13 protein-coding genes are annotated in these 16,420 nt (G+C 44.3%); 9 read left to right on the top strand and 4 right to left on the bottom strand.

The window, feature by feature from the left end; translation table 11 throughout:
• Positions 1–635: 635 nt before the first annotated feature.
• The 5 genes from JFC06_RS09665 to JFC06_RS09645 all read left to right on the top strand — a co-directional run bounded on the left by JFC06_RS09665 (position 636) and on the right by JFC06_RS09645 (position 5,563).
• Positions 636–1,697, top strand: a complete 1,062-nt coding sequence (locus tag JFC06_RS09665; protein WP_198334881.1) for a TRAP transporter substrate-binding protein — start codon at positions 636–638, stop codon at positions 1,695–1,697.
• A gap of 17 nt (positions 1,698–1,714) precedes the next feature.
• Positions 1,715–2,242 (top strand): TRAP transporter small permease, encoded by a 528-nt coding sequence (locus tag JFC06_RS09660; protein WP_198334880.1) that lies wholly within the window; start codon positions 1,715–1,717, stop codon positions 2,240–2,242.
• The gene (locus JFC06_RS09655) at positions 2,239–3,528 is read left to right on the top strand and encodes a TRAP transporter large permease (RefSeq protein WP_198334879.1); all 1,290 of its coding nucleotides are present in this window, start codon (positions 2,239–2,241) and stop codon (positions 3,526–3,528) included. The genes JFC06_RS09660 and JFC06_RS09655 overlap by 4 nt, the downstream gene beginning before the upstream one ends.
• A 320-nt stretch (positions 3,529–3,848) precedes the next feature.
• Positions 3,849–4,898 (top strand): 5'-nucleotidase, encoded by a 1,050-nt coding sequence (locus JFC06_RS09650; RefSeq protein WP_198334878.1) that lies wholly within the window; start codon positions 3,849–3,851, stop codon positions 4,896–4,898.
• A gap of 59 nt (positions 4,899–4,957) precedes the next feature.
• On the top strand, positions 4,958–5,563 hold the full coding sequence (locus JFC06_RS09645; protein WP_198334877.1) for a rhomboid family intramembrane serine protease: 606 nt from the start codon (positions 4,958–4,960) through the stop codon (positions 5,561–5,563).
• Positions 5,564–5,646: 83 nt separating this feature from the next.
• On the opposite strand, the gene JFC06_RS09640 is transcribed toward JFC06_RS09645, so the two are convergent.
• The 3 genes from JFC06_RS09640 to JFC06_RS09630 form a co-directional block, all read right to left on the bottom strand.
• Entirely contained in the window at positions 5,647–6,192 is a 546-nt protein-coding gene (locus tag JFC06_RS09640; protein ID WP_198334876.1) for a DUF721 domain-containing protein, read from the bottom strand.
• Positions 6,193–6,338: 146 nt separating this feature from the next.
• Positions 6,339–8,207, bottom strand: coding sequence for a sodium:solute symporter family protein (locus JFC06_RS09635; protein ID WP_198334875.1), 1,869 nt, complete (start codon positions 8,205–8,207; stop codon positions 6,339–6,341).
• Between the two features lie 4 nt (positions 8,208–8,211).
• A complete protein-coding gene (locus tag JFC06_RS09630; RefSeq protein ID WP_193004696.1) occupies positions 8,212–8,472 on the bottom strand; it encodes a DUF4212 domain-containing protein in 261 nt (86 codons plus the stop codon).
• Between the two features lie 886 nt (positions 8,473–9,358).
• On the opposite strand from JFC06_RS09630, the gene JFC06_RS09625 reads away from it, so the two are divergent.
• Positions 9,359–10,855 (top strand): alanine/glycine:cation symporter family protein, encoded by a 1,497-nt coding sequence (locus tag JFC06_RS09625; RefSeq protein WP_193004695.1) that lies wholly within the window; start codon positions 9,359–9,361, stop codon positions 10,853–10,855.
• 127 nt (positions 10,856–10,982) lie between these two features.
• On the opposite strand, the gene JFC06_RS09620 is transcribed toward JFC06_RS09625, so the two are convergent.
• Positions 10,983–12,620, bottom strand: coding sequence for an electron transfer flavoprotein-ubiquinone oxidoreductase (locus tag JFC06_RS09620; RefSeq protein WP_193004708.1), 1,638 nt, complete (start codon positions 12,618–12,620; stop codon positions 10,983–10,985).
• Between the two features lie 600 nt (positions 12,621–13,220).
• Here JFC06_RS09620 and JFC06_RS09615 point away from each other — a divergent pair.
• From JFC06_RS09615 to JFC06_RS09605, 3 genes are all read left to right on the top strand, one after another.
• On the top strand, positions 13,221–13,895 hold the full coding sequence (locus tag JFC06_RS09615; protein ID WP_198334874.1) for a DUF1285 domain-containing protein: 675 nt from the start codon (positions 13,221–13,223) through the stop codon (positions 13,893–13,895).
• Between the two features lie 198 nt (positions 13,896–14,093).
• Positions 14,094–15,137 (top strand): glutamate racemase, encoded by a 1,044-nt coding sequence (gene murI / locus JFC06_RS09610; protein WP_198334873.1) that lies wholly within the window; start codon positions 14,094–14,096, stop codon positions 15,135–15,137.
• A 164-nt stretch (positions 15,138–15,301) separates the two neighbouring features.
• On the top strand, positions 15,302–16,291 hold the full coding sequence (locus JFC06_RS09605) for a DUF4062 domain-containing protein (RefSeq protein ID WP_198334872.1): 990 nt from the start codon (positions 15,302–15,304) through the stop codon (positions 16,289–16,291).
• Positions 16,292–16,420: the final 129 nt, after the last annotated feature.

Below are 16,420 nucleotides of genomic sequence, written 5' to 3'. Positions count from 1 at the left end.
CGTAGCGCCAATGGTAGTGTGGTTCGCCCATGTGAGAGTAGGTCATCGTCAGCTCCTTATACTTAAAAAGAGTCATCCTTAACCGGGTGGCTCTTTTTTTTATCTTTTATTCCTAGTGACCTACCCAGCAAATCCTATTGAAAGGATTTGCTCTTGCGCTGCCTTGAGGAGGAATAAGCGAAATACGGTTTCGCCCGACGCAAGACAAAAGCTATGCTCGCAGTTAGCAATGCTTTGCCTTAATGGCGCTCTTCTCGTTCGTCAGCTCTCTATTCCTGATTTGCCCCTTGATATTAACGTATCAAGGGGCTTTTCTTTGTGTGTGGTTTGTTGGGGTTGTTTGGAGCTTTCACAATCAACTGCTTTCTACCGCTCCTCATTTGAACGTTTATGTGTGAACGTCACTTCTTTGCTTAAACCTATTGCATAAAACTCATACCGGACCCTAAAACTCACATAAATATATTTTTAAAATGATTTGACTTATATCATTTTAACTGATAATTTTAAATGGTATGTTATTGAAGCTAACCACATGGAAGTATTAGCTGATTAAATATAACGGCACGTTAGTGGCTTAAAGCACTAAATATAAGTGTTACTCCTATTCTCATAATTATCAAAAGGAATTGATAATGAAGTTAGCTCCTCTTTTTTCAATAGGTGCTTTAGCAGCTATTAGTCTTTTAGGCTGTTCTAATCCATCGGCTAGTACTGCTAATGGCTCATCAGCGACCTCTCAAGATCCCACTGTCTTACGTTTTTCTCACTTTTGGCCAGCAACTTCCTCTATTAGCACAGAAGTATTTGAGCCTTGGGCCAAACAAATAGAAAATGACTCTAATGGTCGCCTAAAAGTAGAGCTGTATCCTTCAGCGGGTCTTGCCAAAGCAGATGTTACTTATGAAGCTGCTGCGAAAGGAACGATAGATATTGGTTCACAAGCTCATGGCTATACCAATGGTCGTTTCCCTTTGACTCAGATCACTGAGCTTCCGGGCTTATCGAATTCAGCCACCCAAATGGGTTGTATGCTGCAAACCCTTTATAATGATGGCACACTTGCTAGTGAATATGAGGACACACACCTTTTGTTCATGTATGGTGCGGGTCCTGGGTCGCTTCATACGACGGATAAGCTGATTCGAACACCAGCAGACATGAAAGGTATGCGTATCCGCCGGCCCTCTGCGGTTGCTGGTGATATTATTGAAAGTGCGGGTGCGTCGCCTGTCGGATTACCTGCCAATGACATGTATACCTCGCTACAGCGCGGAGTCGTTGATGGGCTAAGCTTCCCTTGGGAGGCGGTAACGGCCTTTAAGATTGACGAGATTACTAAGTATCACACCAATATCCCTTTTTATAGTTCGGCACTTATGGTCACTATGAATAAGGACAAGTATGAAAGTTTACCTGATGATTTAAAGCAAGTTTTGGATAAAAACTCAGGGATGGCGCTGGCCAATAAAGTTGGTGAAGTGTTTGACAAGCATGACCAAATGGCCATACAAGCTGCCAAAGATAAAGGCGATGAAATCATTGAAATACCTGATCCCCTAAACGATCCAGACTGGAAAGGACCGCTGCAAAAAGGAACACAAAAATACCTAAGTGATGTCAATGCTTTGGGTCTAGACGCTGATAGTGTCTATGAAAAAGCGAAAGCTGCCAGTGCCGCCTGTAAAGTGGTATAACTCTTTGGAGGCGCTTTATGACATTCTTAATAAAACTTAGTACCCTCATCTCAAGGCTGTGCCAATTTATTGGTGGCATCAGCCTTATCATTATCGTCCTAACCACCATGTTAGACGTGACTGCCCGCTACATCTTCAAGCTCACTGGTGGTGAGCTTGGATTTACGGTCAAAGGGGGTGTGGAGATTGTCTCCTACTTTATGCTGTTTGCGTTGCTGGCCGCCTTTGCCGCTTTCGTCGAGCGCTCACAAATCATCGTCGACGTCTTTACCCAGAAAATGCCTCAGTCCATCAAAGGTTACTTGATGGGCCTCTTCATGCTTGGCTTCTTCTTTATTGGCGTTGTCTTTACTTGGGGTCTTTATGAGAGTGCCATTGACGCGCTTGAGTACGGCAAAGTCACCCAAGATCTGCGTATATCCATGATGCCCATTTATGCCATCAGCGCCTTTTTAAGCCTGTTGCTCGCCATTCGCTCACTGATCGAATCTATTAATATCTTTAAGACAGGCGAGTTCTTTGATGCCGAGGAGACAGGCGCATGAGTCCAGAAATTATCGGTGCAATTGGCTTAATCGTCATGATCTTACTGGTCGTCTTACGTGTACCGGTAGCGCTTGCGATGTTAGGTGTGGGTCTCGTTGGGTTTGGTGCGGTCACCGCCCCTAGCGGCGCCCTACAAATGCTCAAAGACATCCCAGTCGATGTCTTGGCCAAATATGACTTTAGTGCCATTCCTTTGTTTATTTTGATGGGGGTCTTTGCCACCCATTCGGGTATGGCGGGCAAACTGTTTGAAGCCACCCGAACCATATTTGGTGGGGTGAGGGGAAGCCTTGGTATTGCTGGTATCGGCTCCTCTGGTATCTTTGCTTCCATTTCAGGCTCATCTCTCGCTACCGCTTCTACTATGACGAAAGTTGCCTTACCACAGATGGAGAAGTACGGTTATCAGCCAGGCTTTGCCTGCGGTGTCCTTGCTGCTGGCGGTACGCTGGGTATCATGATTCCGCCCAGTATTGCCTTACTGGTCTACGCCATCTTAACGCAGCAATCTGTTGGTGATATGTTCATTGCTGGCTTCTTACCGGGTATGCTTGGCATGGTGATGTATTCGATCACGGTCATGATCATGGTGCGCTGGAAGCCCCACTTAGCGCGTCGCGGTGAGTCTACGCCTTGGAAAGAAAAGCTTGTATCATTAACTGGTCTGATACCCTTTAGTTTTATCTTTATTGTGATTATTGCTGGTATTTTCTTTGGGTTATTTACCCCAACAGAAGGGGCAGCTGTAGGTGCTTTTGTTTCTTGGGCTTATGCTTTTGCCAAAGGCATACGTATGAAAGGATTGAAGCAATCGCTCATTGAAACGCTCGCACTATCTGCGGTGGTGTTTTTTATGCTGCTGGGTGCAGAGGCATTGGGCTACTTTATCTCAGTCTCTCGCTTGTCTTACTCGCTCGCGACTTGGATTGGTACACTCGCAGTCAGTCCGATGGTGGTACTCATCTGTATTTTGATTATGTACTTTTTGCTTGGGCTGTTCATGGATGCTTTAGCGATGTTGGTCATTACCATTCCTGTGGTCTATCCCATCATAGTTGCTTTAGGGTTTGATCCGGTATGGTTTGGTATTATTGCGGTGTTGACGGTAGAGCTTGGTTTGATCACGCCGCCCATGGGGATGAATATTTTTGTCATTAAAGCGATGGCACCGCACATTAAGCTGTCCGATATGTTCCGCGGGGTCGCGCCTTTTATTGTCTCTGATGTGATTCGTCTGGTTATTTTGGTTGCGTTCCCAGCCATATCTCTAGTGTTGTTAACGTAAGGGCTAACGATAAAAGAAAGTCTGAAGAGTTGGTAAGCCGTTGTCTAACAATTTATCTATGTTTTAAGCCATATTGTGGTCATCACAATGTGGCTTTTTTATGGGAAAGCGATAAGTTGGTTTAGAGGCTAGACTGCTCACCATCATATAAAAATAATAAAGACACTTTGAGCTGTTATTTTGTCCGCTCAAGTTCAAGCATCGTTGTACGGTTAAGTTATATTGCACAGTGATAACTTTTCTTAGCATTCTAAGGGCGGGTGAATGTAGTAAACTGGTAGATATTTTCGTATAGATAACATGATAGGCAGAGAAGATACATGGCAGTCGATTTTAGTAACACGCTAATAGTCGCGATTTCTGCAACCGCGCTTTTTGACTTAACAGAGTCAGAAAATTATTTACTGCAGCTCTTAGAGCAGCGACCTACCAGCGCTATTAAAGAGTTCCGTGACTACATGACCGAGCGTGAAAACGATCCTTTGAGTATTGGTGCTGGCTATCCGTTGATCAAAGCACTGCTCAATCTAAACGACTACTGTAATACAGATGGCACAGAGTTAGAGATTGAAGCACCACTAGTGGAAGTCGTTATCGTCTCAAAAAGCAGTCCAGATACAGGCATCCAAGTACTTAACGCGATTCTTGAACACGGGCTTAACATTTCACGATCAGCGTTTATTTCAGGCAGCCTTGTTGCGCCTTACATTAAGGACTTTAACGTCGACTTGTTTTTAACCACCAACCGTGATGATGCGCAGCAAGTTGCCGACGCTAATATCTGCGCTTGCGCGATACTCGATGCGACGCCTGTAAACACGTATGAGTTAGATACCAATCAGCTACGTATCGCTTTTGATGGAGATGCGGTGCTATTTGATGATTCAGGCGAGCTACTTTATAAGCAAAAAGGTCTGCGCGCCTTTCATGATCGTGAAATGCAGATGCGTGACTTACCCATCGAAAAAGGCCCTTATGCGGAGTTACTGATTAAGCTATCAAAGTTACAAGAGCGCCTGCCAGCTGGTCTCAAATACTCTCCAGTAAAGATTGCATTGGTGACCGCCCGTAACGCTCCCGCTGATCTACGTGCGATTAAGACACTACGAGAATGGGGAGTCAATGTCGATATGGCGTTTTTCTTAGGTGGCCTAGAAAAAACAGCAGTACTGAGAACGTTTGCTCCCCACATTTTTTTTGATGACTCGATTAAACATATTGATGCAGCACGTAGCTTCATTCCTACTGCCCTGGTTCCCTATCATTCGACATCATTACTACACGGCGACAGTTACTTAACGGCGGATAAAGATGCGTCCTTGTTGGCTTTTACACCGGTAGAGCGCCCCCTTTTTGCTGTGAGTCATTAAGGTGGTTCTAAAAAAAGTAGGGCAACAAGAAGGTCATTCACAAAAAGACAAGGTGTGGTATGAATTGGCAGCAGTTATTCAGCTTGATTGTGATACGAATAAAGCAGGTGATTGGTTTATATGCTTTTGTATTAATACCCATGTGGGGTATGTTTTTATTGAATGAAGCCGCGCTGTTTGGACTGTGGAATATTTTTGGTATTGTCCCGCGTGCTTTAGATGTGGGCAGTCTGATAGGGGTGTTTGCTTCGTGGACGATGCATGGCAATTTTCCGCATTTACTTGGTAACACTGTCACGTTGTTACAAATTTTATTCTTGTTTGGTTTGTTTGAAAAAAATGCTTATCGTACTGTGCTAAAGCTGATTGTCGCCTCTGGTTTGGTCACTTGGGTGATTGGCTCACCATCTTCTATTCATATTGGTGCTTCAGGACTGTGTTTTGCGATGCTCGGTTACATGATAGGCGGCGCCGTGTTTGCTCGTCGCTGGGGATATCTAGTGGCCTGTATTATTATGGGGACTGGCTATTGGCTGACTATCAAGCAAGGACTAATGCCCCAACAAGGCATCTCATTTGCGGCGCACTTTGGTGGTTTGTGCGCCGGACTACTGTTAGGAGCTAACTCAAAGCATACTTATTCAGCAACTTCGCAGCGCTATTAAATGCCCCAAACACATAAAATTTGATAGAACCGCTCTCATCGTTATGTCTCAAGATCGATCTATTGCTCACGCTTATGGCATTGCTAGTTTTTATCAGTGCAAATACTGGTGAATAATGGATCATCGGTCGCCAAATCTCGCCATGCTGTTGTTTGCTTCACGTGTTCATCAATCGACAGCTGGCTACCTTTTTCGGGTAACACATAGTCTGCGCGTGCAGGGATGCTGCAATCGATGACTTGTGGCACTTTTTGCACGCTTCTACGCCGTTCAAATAAATACAAATTGACCAAGTATATATTTGGGTTGTTGATTTGCACAGTGGCGTTGCCAACATCGGCAGCTATAAAACGTAATATTTGTGGCTTAGCATATGACCATGGGCGGAACCATTCGGTACTCTCCGCGGTTTTTACGACTTGCACGCCTTCTGGTAGCTTACTTACTTGTTGACCATACCAGTTATATTCTTGGTGTATTTGAAAAGCAAACATGCCGATAGCCGCAAATAGAGGGATCAGCCATTTGGGTGCACGTTTGCCTGCCAGTTTACTGAGATGAGTTATGATTAGTGCCAGCCCAGCCATACCAAATGCGGCAGCTATGGTAGCGATAAACTCAAAAAGCATAAAATCTTCCTTAATACGATAGGCACATTGAATAAAGCAAAAATCCACAAACTTTTATAATAAATAGGAGATAAAAAAATCACTCACAAGCAGCTACTGCCTGTGAGTGATATATGGTAACTGACAATATATCATCATTTGGAAGCTTAGTGGTCTATGGCTCCACCAGCGCCACGTGGCGAACGAACGCTTTCTACCAATTCTTGGATATGTAACGGCGGTGCTTTAGTCGCATACGAAACAATAAACGCTACGATAAAGTTCAACAATGCCCCAATCGCGCCAAATGATAATGGCGAGATACCGAACAACCAGTAGTCGGCTGTATCAGGGAAGTTTGCCGTACCGCTGATGAAAAACCAGCCTTTAAAGACAAAGATATAAACCAAGATACTAATCAAACCTGTCAGCATACCAGCGATCGCACCAATATTGTTAACACGTTTAGAGAAAATACCCATCATTAGCGCAGGGAAGAGTGAGGCACCAGCGATACCGAATGCTAATGCTACCACCTGTGCTGCAAACCCTGGTGGATTAATACCAAGCCATGTAGCAACGACAATCGCGACACTCATGGTAATACGTGCGACTAGTAGCTCACCTTTATCACTAATATTTGGATTAAGATTACGTTTAATCAAATCATGACTGATGGCTGAGGATATCGCCAGTAGCAGACCCGCGGCTGTTGATAGTGCTGCGGCTAGACCACCTGCGGCGATAAGTCCAATAACCCATGGTGGAAGCTGGGCAATCTCTGGGTTGGCCAATACTAAGATATCAGCATTGACATCAAGCTCGTTACCCGCCCAACCTGCATCAGCAAAGCGGCCATCAACTTCTAGATCATGTGCGACACGTGCTGTCTCAACAGCAGTGGTCGCGGCAGCCACATCACCGCCCTCAGTTTGTGCAGTGACTAATGCAGTTTCTGCAGCGCCAAGTCCACTGTCGTTATACATCTGAATACGACCATCATTATTAAGGTCAGTGTATTTAATGAGGCCCGTGTCTTCCCATGTTCTCATCCAGTCTGGACGTTGATCATAGTCGATAGCAGGCTCTGCGACACCTTGTGGATAGATAGTGTCGATAAGGTTTAGACGCGCCATAGCACCTACTGCAGGCGCAGTAAAATACAGAAGCGAGATAAACACTAACGTCCAACCAGCTGTCCAGCGAGCGTCAGCCACTTTAGGGACGGTAAAGAAGCGAATGATAACGTGTGGTAGACCAGCTGTACCAATCATAAGCGATAAGGTAAATAGCACCATATTTAGCTTATTAGGGACATCAGCGGTGTAGGCTGTGAAACCTAAATCAGTCACTACCTGATCGAGCTTGGTTAAGATAGGAACGCCAGATTCCACATGGTTTGAAAATAAACCCAAACCTGGAATTGGATTGCCCGTCAACTCAAGTGAGATGAAAACTGCAGGAATGGTATAAGCAATCATAAGAACCACATACTGCGCAACCTGCGTGTAGGTAATCCCTTTCATACCACCAAGGACCGCGTAGAAGAAGACCACAACAGCTGCAATGATAAGACCAGTCGTGTTCTCAACTTCTAAGAAGCGTGAGAAAGCAACACCAGCACCCGTCATCTGACCGATAACATAAGTGGTCGATGCGATAATCAAACAAACCACTGCGATCATAGCGGCGGTCTTAGAATAAAAGCGATCGCCAATAAAATCAGGAACGGTAAACTTACCAAACTTACGTAAATAAGGCGCAAGTAACATGGCGAGTAGAACGTAACCACCCGTCCAGCCCATCAAATACGTTGATGCACCATAACCACCAGCAGCAAGTAAGCCTGCCATCGAGATAAATGACGCCGCACTCATCCAGTCAGCAGCGGTTGCCATACCATTCACCACTGGATGCACGCCGCCGCCTGCAACATAAAACTCACTCGTTGAACCAGCACGCGCCCAAATCGCAATACCGAAGTAGAGAGCGAAAGATAGACCTACAAAAATAATATTAATCGTAAATTGACTCATGGGGCTATTCCTCGTCTACACCGTATTGTTTATCTAACTTATTCATACGCCAAGCGTAGAAGAAAATTAAAATGATAAATACCCCAATGGATCCTTGTTGAGCGAACCAAAAGCCCAAATCGGTCCCACCGATTCTAATACCTGCTAAAAGAGGACGTAATAAAATTCCAAACCCGTAAGAGCATAGCGCCCAAATAATCAGGCTGCCTAAAATGAGACGGACATTGGCACGCCAATAACCGGATGGATCGTTGTGGTTTTCCATAGGACAACTCCTTTTGTCTACCTAAAATACAATTGTTGGTCTAACCCTAATAAATTACGACGATTTGGCACTTATCGATTGCGATGACACTATCTCTACAGCAAAAACTTTGCTTGATAGACAGCCAATACCAAGTAATCTAACAGCGTTAACACAAACAACAATATGAGAGAGGCTTTGGCTATTTTTTATCACTTAAATGGCCATAAAAAATAGATAGGTACTGCTTTATAAAGTAAGCGTTACAAACAGTGAGACCGTTAATGTGTAACTATAAACACGCGTATTTAACCTGTTGTGTTTGCAAACAATCACTCAATCGTCAGGTATCGCATTGGTCACTTTGATTAAGACTGCCATGTAAAAGGCACAGGGTTTATCGAGGAAGAAAGGGGAGGTAGGACAGTCCGCTGTCTTTTTCGCAATCTTGTCTTCCTGACAAGCCTCTTAAAGTTTTTAATGCTTTCACCATTCATGCAGATTATTGAATGGTTAATTTACACTAACATTGATAAAATCGTTTTATCAACAATAAAACATAAAAAATATTCATATAAATCAAGGTTATTTATAATAATTAGTATGTAAGTTGCCACATTAGACGTTGACATCATGGTGATAGTACGTAAACGGTCTAGTTTATGCTATTAAATTGTTACTCAATACATTCTATAGGATATCAAGTGTAAGTAACATTTATTTTATAAATAAAGTTACTGAGTTAATAACCAAACGTGATGATTGTAGACAACCTTATAACTATAGAATGCACGTGACATTTTGATCTCCGCCATTTTAAGTATGCGTTTTTAAGGTTAGAATTGGGCGACAACGATATCAATAAGACATACAAGCAAGATATATAAAGGGTAAATGAGGAGTCCGTATGAGCGAAGGGGTAGCAGGTTGGTTTAATAACATCGTGAATTACGGTGTTGGTATTATCTGGGGAAACAATGATTGGTTGATCGCGAGTAATCCTTGGTACGGACTGTTAATGTTCTTACTGATTGGGGCTGGCCTGTATTTCACCGTGGTCACACGCTTTATCCAGTTCCGTCATTTTGGTCACATGTGGCAATTGTTACGTGTCTCCAATCAAGGGCGTAAAGATGGTGGTATCAGCTCGTTTGAGGCCTTGATGACATCGTTAGCGGCGCGCGTTGGGACCGGTAATCTGGCCGGGGTCGCGATTGCGATTTATCTCGGTGGTCCAGGGGCGGTATTTTGGATGTGGATGACAGCGATCGTTGGTATGTCGACCAGCTTTATCGAATCCACCTTAGCACAGGCGTACAAAGTCCCACACAATGATAATGTCTACCGCGGTGGACCTGCTTATTATATTGAAAAAGGTCTCGGTAAGCGTTGGTTAGCCATATTTTTCTCAGTGTGCCTGCTCGTGGCTTTTGGTTTGGCGTTCAACGGTGTACAGTCAAATACCATTGCTCAAGCGACCAATGAAGCCTTTGGGGTGCCAACGTGGATGACAGGCGCGGTCTTGGTGGCCTTAGTTGCGCCAGTGGTCTTCGGTGGTTTGCGTTCGGTCGCGCGTATCGCGGGTAAAATCGTACCCATCATGGCGATTTTATATATTTTGTTGGCCTTATTTATTATCGTCACTAACTTTAGCCAGTTCCCAGCAGCGATTGTGTTGATTGTCAAGTCAGCGTTTGGTTTTGAGCAAGCAGCTGGCGGGGTTATTGGTTATGGCATTGCTCAGGCCATGATCAACGGTATCAAGCGTGGTTTGTTTTCGAATGAAGCGGGTATGGGTTCAGCACCGAATGCTGCTGCAACGGCGAAGAGTCATCCTGATCATCCCGCGGTGCAAGGGTTTATGCAAATGCTGGGGGTGTTTATGGATACCCTTATTATCTGTACAGCAACTGCGTCAATCATTATTTTGTCTGGTGTGGTCGATCCAAATGTTGAGCAAGAGGGTATTCAGCTCACTCAGTTGGCCCTATCGCAGTATGTTGGTGACTTAGGCATTATCTTTGTCGCGATTGCTATTTTCTTCTTTTCGTTCACCTCCATCATTGCTAACTATAGTTATGGTGAGTCAAACCTTGAGTTCATCTCTGGCACCAAAAATGCCAAAGTCATGATCATGATATTCCGCTTTATGGTGCTGGGCATGGTGTTTGTCGGTGCCGTTGCCAGTTTGCCAGCGATCTGGAACTTTGCTGATCTATCGATGGGGCTGATGGCCTTGGTCAACTTAGTGGCTATTTTACTGTTGTCTCCTGTGGCGCTGAGAATATTGCGTGACTATGAGCGTCAAGTGAAAGAAGGCAAAACAGGCGATCAAATCAAATTTGACCCTGATGATTTTGTGAAGCTAAAAGATGAAGCCAATCGTGATGCTTGGACGGATTAAGCTGAAAGATTCATATTGATGGTTAAACGTATCAGTATAAAAAAGCGCCCTTCTTTTATATAAAAGAAGGGCGCTTTTTATTGGCGTACTGTTACTGTCTTAAAACAAGCATTATCGCAGTTGCGATTTACATGTTTGGATAGTTAGGACCACCGCCGCCTTCTGGTGTTACCCAAGTAATATTCTGCGAAGGGTCTTTGATATCACAGGTCTTACAATGAACACAGTTTTGGGCATTGATGACGAACTTGGCGCCCTCAGCGTCTTTTACTACTTCATAGACACCAGCTGGACAGTACAAACGTGCTGGCTCAGCATACAACGGCAAGTTGATCGACACAGGTACTGTCGGGTCGGTCAATTTTAAATGCGTCGGCTGATCTTCAGCATGGTTGGTGTTAGATATAAAGACCGATGACAATTTATCAAACACCAATTTACCATCAGGCTTTAGGTAGGTTGGTTGATAAGCATGATTGGCACGTTCTAGTTGATCATAGTCTGGGCGATTGTCATGTATGGTAAATGGCATCTTACCTTTTAGCAGGTTGTGCTCAATAAAGATAAAAGCGCCACCCATGAACTGGCCCATACGGTGCATCGCAGGTGAGAAGTTGCGCGACTCGTAATTGTCTTGATAGAGCCATGACTCTTTATACATCGTGCTATAGGCAACGACTTCGTCATGTTGACGATCTGCTTGCAGTGCCTCAAAGATAGCTTCGGCTGCTAGCATACCTGACTTCATCGAGGTATGGGTGCCTTTGATTTTGGCTGGGTTCAAAAATCCAGCATCATCACCGACCAATACGCCACCTGGGAAGGTAAATTTTGGCAATGAGTTCAAACCACCTTTAGTCAGCGCACGCGCGCCGTAAGAAATACGCTTACCGCCTTCTAGCACCTCTTTGATGACAGGGTGAGTTTTTAAGCGTTGCATCTCATCAAATGGAGACATGTATGGGTTGTGATAAGACAAGTCAGCGACCAGACCAAAACTGACTTGGTTGTTTTCATCGAAGTACAACCACCAACCACCGGTAGAGCCAGTTTCTGTTAATGGCCAGCCAAGACCGTGCATGACCACGCCTTGCTCGTGTTTTTCTGGCGCAACTTCCCACAGCTCTTTTAGACCGATACCATAGTGCTGAGGGTCAGAGTCTTTATCAAGACCAAAACGGCTGATTAAGCGTTTGCCCAAATGACCGCGGCTGCCTTCGGCAAAGATGGTGTACTTGGCCAGTAGCTCGTAACCAGGCTCAAAGCTAGGCTTCGCTTCGCCATTGGCGGCCACACCCATATCACCTGTTAAGATGCCTCTGACTGAACCATCGTCGTTATACAAGATATCATCGGCAGGGAAACCTGGGAACATCATGACTTCAAGCTCTTCTGCCTGTACGGCCAACCAGCGAACCACATTACCCAGCGAGACAATATAGTTACCGTTATTGTGCATCGGACCTGGAATTAATGAATCAGGCACTTTGGTAGAGCGCGTGGCTGAGTTTAAGTAGTAGAAGCGATCTTCGGTTGCTGGCACGTTAAGTGGCGCGCCTTTTTCTTTCCAGTCTGGGATCAGCTCGTTCAAAGCACGTGGCTCGATGACGGCGCCAGACAAGGTATGCGCACCGAACTCAGAGCCTTTTTCAACCACACAAACCATAAATTCATCATTGCCGGCTTTAATAGCGAGCTGACGTAGACGGATGGCAGCAGAGAGACCAGCAGGTCCACCACCGACGATGATGACATCGAACTCCATTGATTCACGTTCAATCTCAGGCTCTGATGCGACAGGCTCTACTACTGACTCTGGCGCTTTTTCCGCAGCAACTGTTTCAGTTATTTGCTCTTCTTGAGTCGCAGCTGTTGGCTCTGCCGTCTCTGTTGCTACTGGCGTGCCCGTATTCACAGTGTCACCATCCATGACTGGCTTTTGATTGTCTTGCTCTTGCATACCTACTCCTAAACTTTTAGTGGCTTATCTCAGGGCATCATTAGCTTAACAATTAAATAATAGATTTGCGGCGCTAACGCTACTCAGACATATGGCTGCCCAATAAAAACTGCCTTTGTGACATCAGTTGACCACGTTGCTGTTAAGGTCAATTATTTAAAGACATCAACCTATGACGTAAAGTGTGTCATTAACACAACACCCACTTGACCAATTCAATAAAAAATCGTTACTCATTATAAAAGAAAAGTCTTACAAACACGATACGCATTTATGAGTATCGGTGTTAAGGTAAGTTTAAGATAATAAGGGTATTGACGTAATATGGTTTCATCATACCCGAAACTAAAATTTATAGTAATAATAGATTTGCCAAACTTTGAACACTAGGTAAAGGATGACAAGATGAATAACGATAATAAAAGCATCACGGAAAATGATAACAGTGTGGCTAACTCCCCAAACGACAAGGTATCCAACCTAAATAGTATGGAAGCACTCAGTCACTATCTAAAGTCTACTGCCGGTGAGCGGGCAGGTCGTGCCATACCGCCACTAGAAAAGTGGCACCCTGAGAATGTGGCGGATATGGACTTAGTCATAAAGGCAAACGGGGAATGGTGGCATGAAGGAGGACAGATGACCCGTGAGTCATTGGTGAGCTTGTTTGCCACTATTTTATGGAAAGAAGAAAATAACGGCAAGACTGAGTACTTCTTAAAGACTCCTGTACAAAAAATCCGTATCCAAGTTGAGGACGCGCCATTACTGATCAACGATGTGGGTATAGTCTATGAAGGCGATACCAGTTGGTTGGAATTTACGACGACGACGGGCGATGTGCTACGGCTAGATGAAGAGCACCCCATCATGTTAAAGACGTACAGTAATCAGGAAGTCGCAGTCGAAGCGCAAGTACGGCCCTATATGCCTGTGAGAAATGGTTTAACCGCACTTATCGGTCGCAATACTTTTTATCATTTGACCGAAATTGGTGAGCTGACCGAACAAAACGGCGAGACGACTCTCACCTTACAAAGTGGTGGTAAGTCTTATCAGCTGTCGATGCCAGCCAACTAAGAATCCGTCACTATTTAGAGGAACCATTTAAAGCAACTGATGAACAGCAATTTATTCATTGCAATCCACTGTATAGGTACTATAATTTTTTACGGAACGATTTGCTAGCTACACGCTGCATCGTATTTAACGCACTTTATCAGTGGCTAACTCGTATTAAGATGATGATATGTATATAAAAGTAGCGGTAGCATAACGATGGATATTATCGTAGGTAATGCCAGCAATGTGGTTGAAAAAGGGACAGACACGGTTAGTGGCAAGACTTTGAAGGAGGCTACCACGGCAAAAATAGGGGCCAATAAAGCAGATATTAATAACATTGCTGTTCAGACGGCTTTGACAAATAAAGACCGCAGCGCCCCAATAGGGTTGTTTGACTCTGGCATTGGTGGTTTATCCATTTATCTACATTTAGCCCAGCAGCTACCTGCCGAGCGTTATGTTTATTATGCCGACACCCTAAATGTACCCTATGGCAGTCGTGATAGTGATGATATTGAAGCCTTAACACTCACCGCAGTAGAGTGGCTGTATAAGCAGGGCTGTAAACTCATCGTCATTGCTTGCAATAGTGCCTCAGCCTACGCGTTGGAGACCGCAAGGCGGTGTTATCCTCAGCTGCCCATCGTAGGTTTAGTGCCTGCTTTGAAACCCGCAGTACTGGCGAGTAAAAGTGGCCGTGTGGCGGTATTGGCGACTAAGGCAACCTTGAATGGGTCATTGCTTAATGAGGTTATCAACCACTTTGCTCACCCCAATAACGCGGCAGTCATCAAGTATTTTGATCCCCAACTGGTGCCGTGGGTAGAAGCAGGGATGCCAGAACAGGATGACACAGCGCTACGCTTACGCCAGCAGCTACACACATTTGCGAATGATGGGGTAGATCAGTTGGTGCTAGGCTGTACGCATTATCCGTTTTTTAAAGCGTTTTTATTAGAAGAGATTGCCCAGCAGCAATTATCGATACAGGTAGTGGATTCTGGGCAAGCGATTGCTGAGCGAGTCAAGCAGCTGTTGGTGGCAAATCAAATGTCTGCACGCTCTGATAATGAAACAGAGGGGCGTTATTTAGACAGTAGTGGGGCAGATAATAGTCTATCAAAGCCGTTGAACCATACTAAGGACGGCAAGCAACTCCCACTAACTTTTTATGCCACAAAATCTGATGATAAACTGGACGTTTTAATAGAGCGTCTGCTGGGTAAAAAGGCAGCGTTGCAATACTACTCTAAATAGCCGCTATTGATATTGATTCAATCAATTCCATAACCTAAATAGTGATTTAATCAAATAAATTGAGCTCATCTTTGTAGGATTATGCTAGGCTGTGCCCAGCAAGATATTTGTGCTGTACTTGATATCATACTCTTTTATGCCACGACCTAAGTTTAGAGGTAACTGTGTCAAACTGTCGCTATCATATTCATGTCATATGCGCTGACAATGATCAATTGCTGGTCTTAGACAGCTTATCGATCTTCTTTCAGTCTCGTGCGTTCTTAACCCATGATGTGTCGAGTAAACTACCAAAAGCGTCACTATATGGGCGCCAATGCATTGACTCTTGCGATTATGCGTTGATGATCATCGGAGACAGCTACGGTACGGTACAAAAAACGGGTGTTAGCCAGATGCATTTGAGTTATTTAAATGCCAAAGCCAAACTCAAACCTTTACTGATATTCATCAAAAACCATCATCAGGATGCCAATATCAGTCGGCAACTACAAGAATTCATTAAATCAGTGACTCGGCAAGACAACGAGCTCTATTATTATGATACAGAAAATGACATCGAGCAATTACTTGTACAAGCTTATTATAATGTCGTGAGTAATCATAAAGTGTCTGGTGGTTGGGTAAGAGCCAGCGAGGAGATGATCAAGTTTAGCCAGCAAACGGTGGCCGAAAGATTTGCCGATCTTTTAGCGACTAATAAAGCCAATAACCAAGACAGCAACGCTGATGATGAACTCATAGCAGATAAAGTTAGTAGACCCATTGTGTTAATGGAAGCCTTTGACGTTAAATATAGCGCACAAGCTTATGAAGGCGGCAACTTAACAGACGTCTCTAGAACCATGCTGCTAACGTGGCGAGAGATATTGGTGGTACTAATGAACATTCCGTCACCCTTTTCCAGTTATGGATTGCAAAACGCTATTAACCGCTTAATAGCATCAAAAGCTGAGCGAGACATTAAAAAAGACATGCCAAATGTCCACGCCGTCTCACGCTGCCAAATTTTCCAAGATGATCTAAACAATCTGCAACGCCAGCTGGTGGCTGCAAGTTGGATCCAGCTAACCACCTACGGTACTCGAGTCTCACAAGAGCTTTGGAAATTGACCGCTTATGCAAAAAACCTATTAAGTAATGAAGATATCTAACCTTAACCATCAAAATTGAATGCGAATGGTGTTGGGCTTCTCCCGCTTAATAAAGCTAAGCATCATATCGGTTATAAAATCTCGTCTGCGCCTATGACTACGTTTTGTAATACAAAGCATACGCGTCAA

This window comes from Psychrobacter namhaensis (assembly GCF_016107545.1).
Classification (GTDB): domain Bacteria; phylum Pseudomonadota; class Gammaproteobacteria; order Pseudomonadales; family Moraxellaceae; genus Psychrobacter; species Psychrobacter namhaensis.
Note: the sequence above shows the minus strand (reverse complement) of the source record. Positions and strands in the feature narration are given on the sequence as shown.

Excerpts from the sequence above, each read along its gene's own strand:
- JFC06_RS09665 (WP_198334881.1), top strand. The coding sequence starts at position 636 with ATGAAGTTAGCTCCTCTTTTTTCAATAGGTGCTTTAGCAGCTATTAGT.
- JFC06_RS09660 (WP_198334880.1), top strand. The coding sequence starts at position 1,715 with ATGACATTCTTAATAAAACTTAGTACCCTCATCTCAAGGCTGTGCCAA.
- JFC06_RS09655 (WP_198334879.1), top strand. The coding sequence starts at position 2,239 with ATGAGTCCAGAAATTATCGGTGCAATTGGCTTAATCGTCATGATCTTA.
- JFC06_RS09650 (WP_198334878.1), top strand. The coding sequence starts at position 3,849 with ATGGCAGTCGATTTTAGTAACACGCTAATAGTCGCGATTTCTGCAACC.
- JFC06_RS09645 (WP_198334877.1), top strand. The coding sequence starts at position 4,958 with ATGAATTGGCAGCAGTTATTCAGCTTGATTGTGATACGAATAAAGCAG.
- JFC06_RS09640 (WP_198334876.1), bottom strand. The coding sequence starts at position 6,192 with ATGCTTTTTGAGTTTATCGCTACCATAGCTGCCGCATTTGGTATGGCT.
- JFC06_RS09635 (WP_198334875.1), bottom strand. The coding sequence starts at position 8,207 with ATGAGTCAATTTACGATTAATATTATTTTTGTAGGTCTATCTTTCGCT.
- JFC06_RS09630 (WP_193004696.1), bottom strand. The coding sequence starts at position 8,472 with ATGGAAAACCACAACGATCCATCCGGTTATTGGCGTGCCAATGTCCGT.
- JFC06_RS09625 (WP_193004695.1), top strand. The coding sequence starts at position 9,359 with ATGAGCGAAGGGGTAGCAGGTTGGTTTAATAACATCGTGAATTACGGT.
- JFC06_RS09620 (WP_193004708.1), bottom strand. The coding sequence starts at position 12,620 with ATGGAGTTCGATGTCATCATCGTCGGTGGTGGACCTGCTGGTCTCTCT.
- JFC06_RS09615 (WP_198334874.1), top strand. The coding sequence starts at position 13,221 with ATGAATAACGATAATAAAAGCATCACGGAAAATGATAACAGTGTGGCT.
- murI (WP_198334873.1), top strand. The coding sequence starts at position 14,094 with ATGGATATTATCGTAGGTAATGCCAGCAATGTGGTTGAAAAAGGGACA.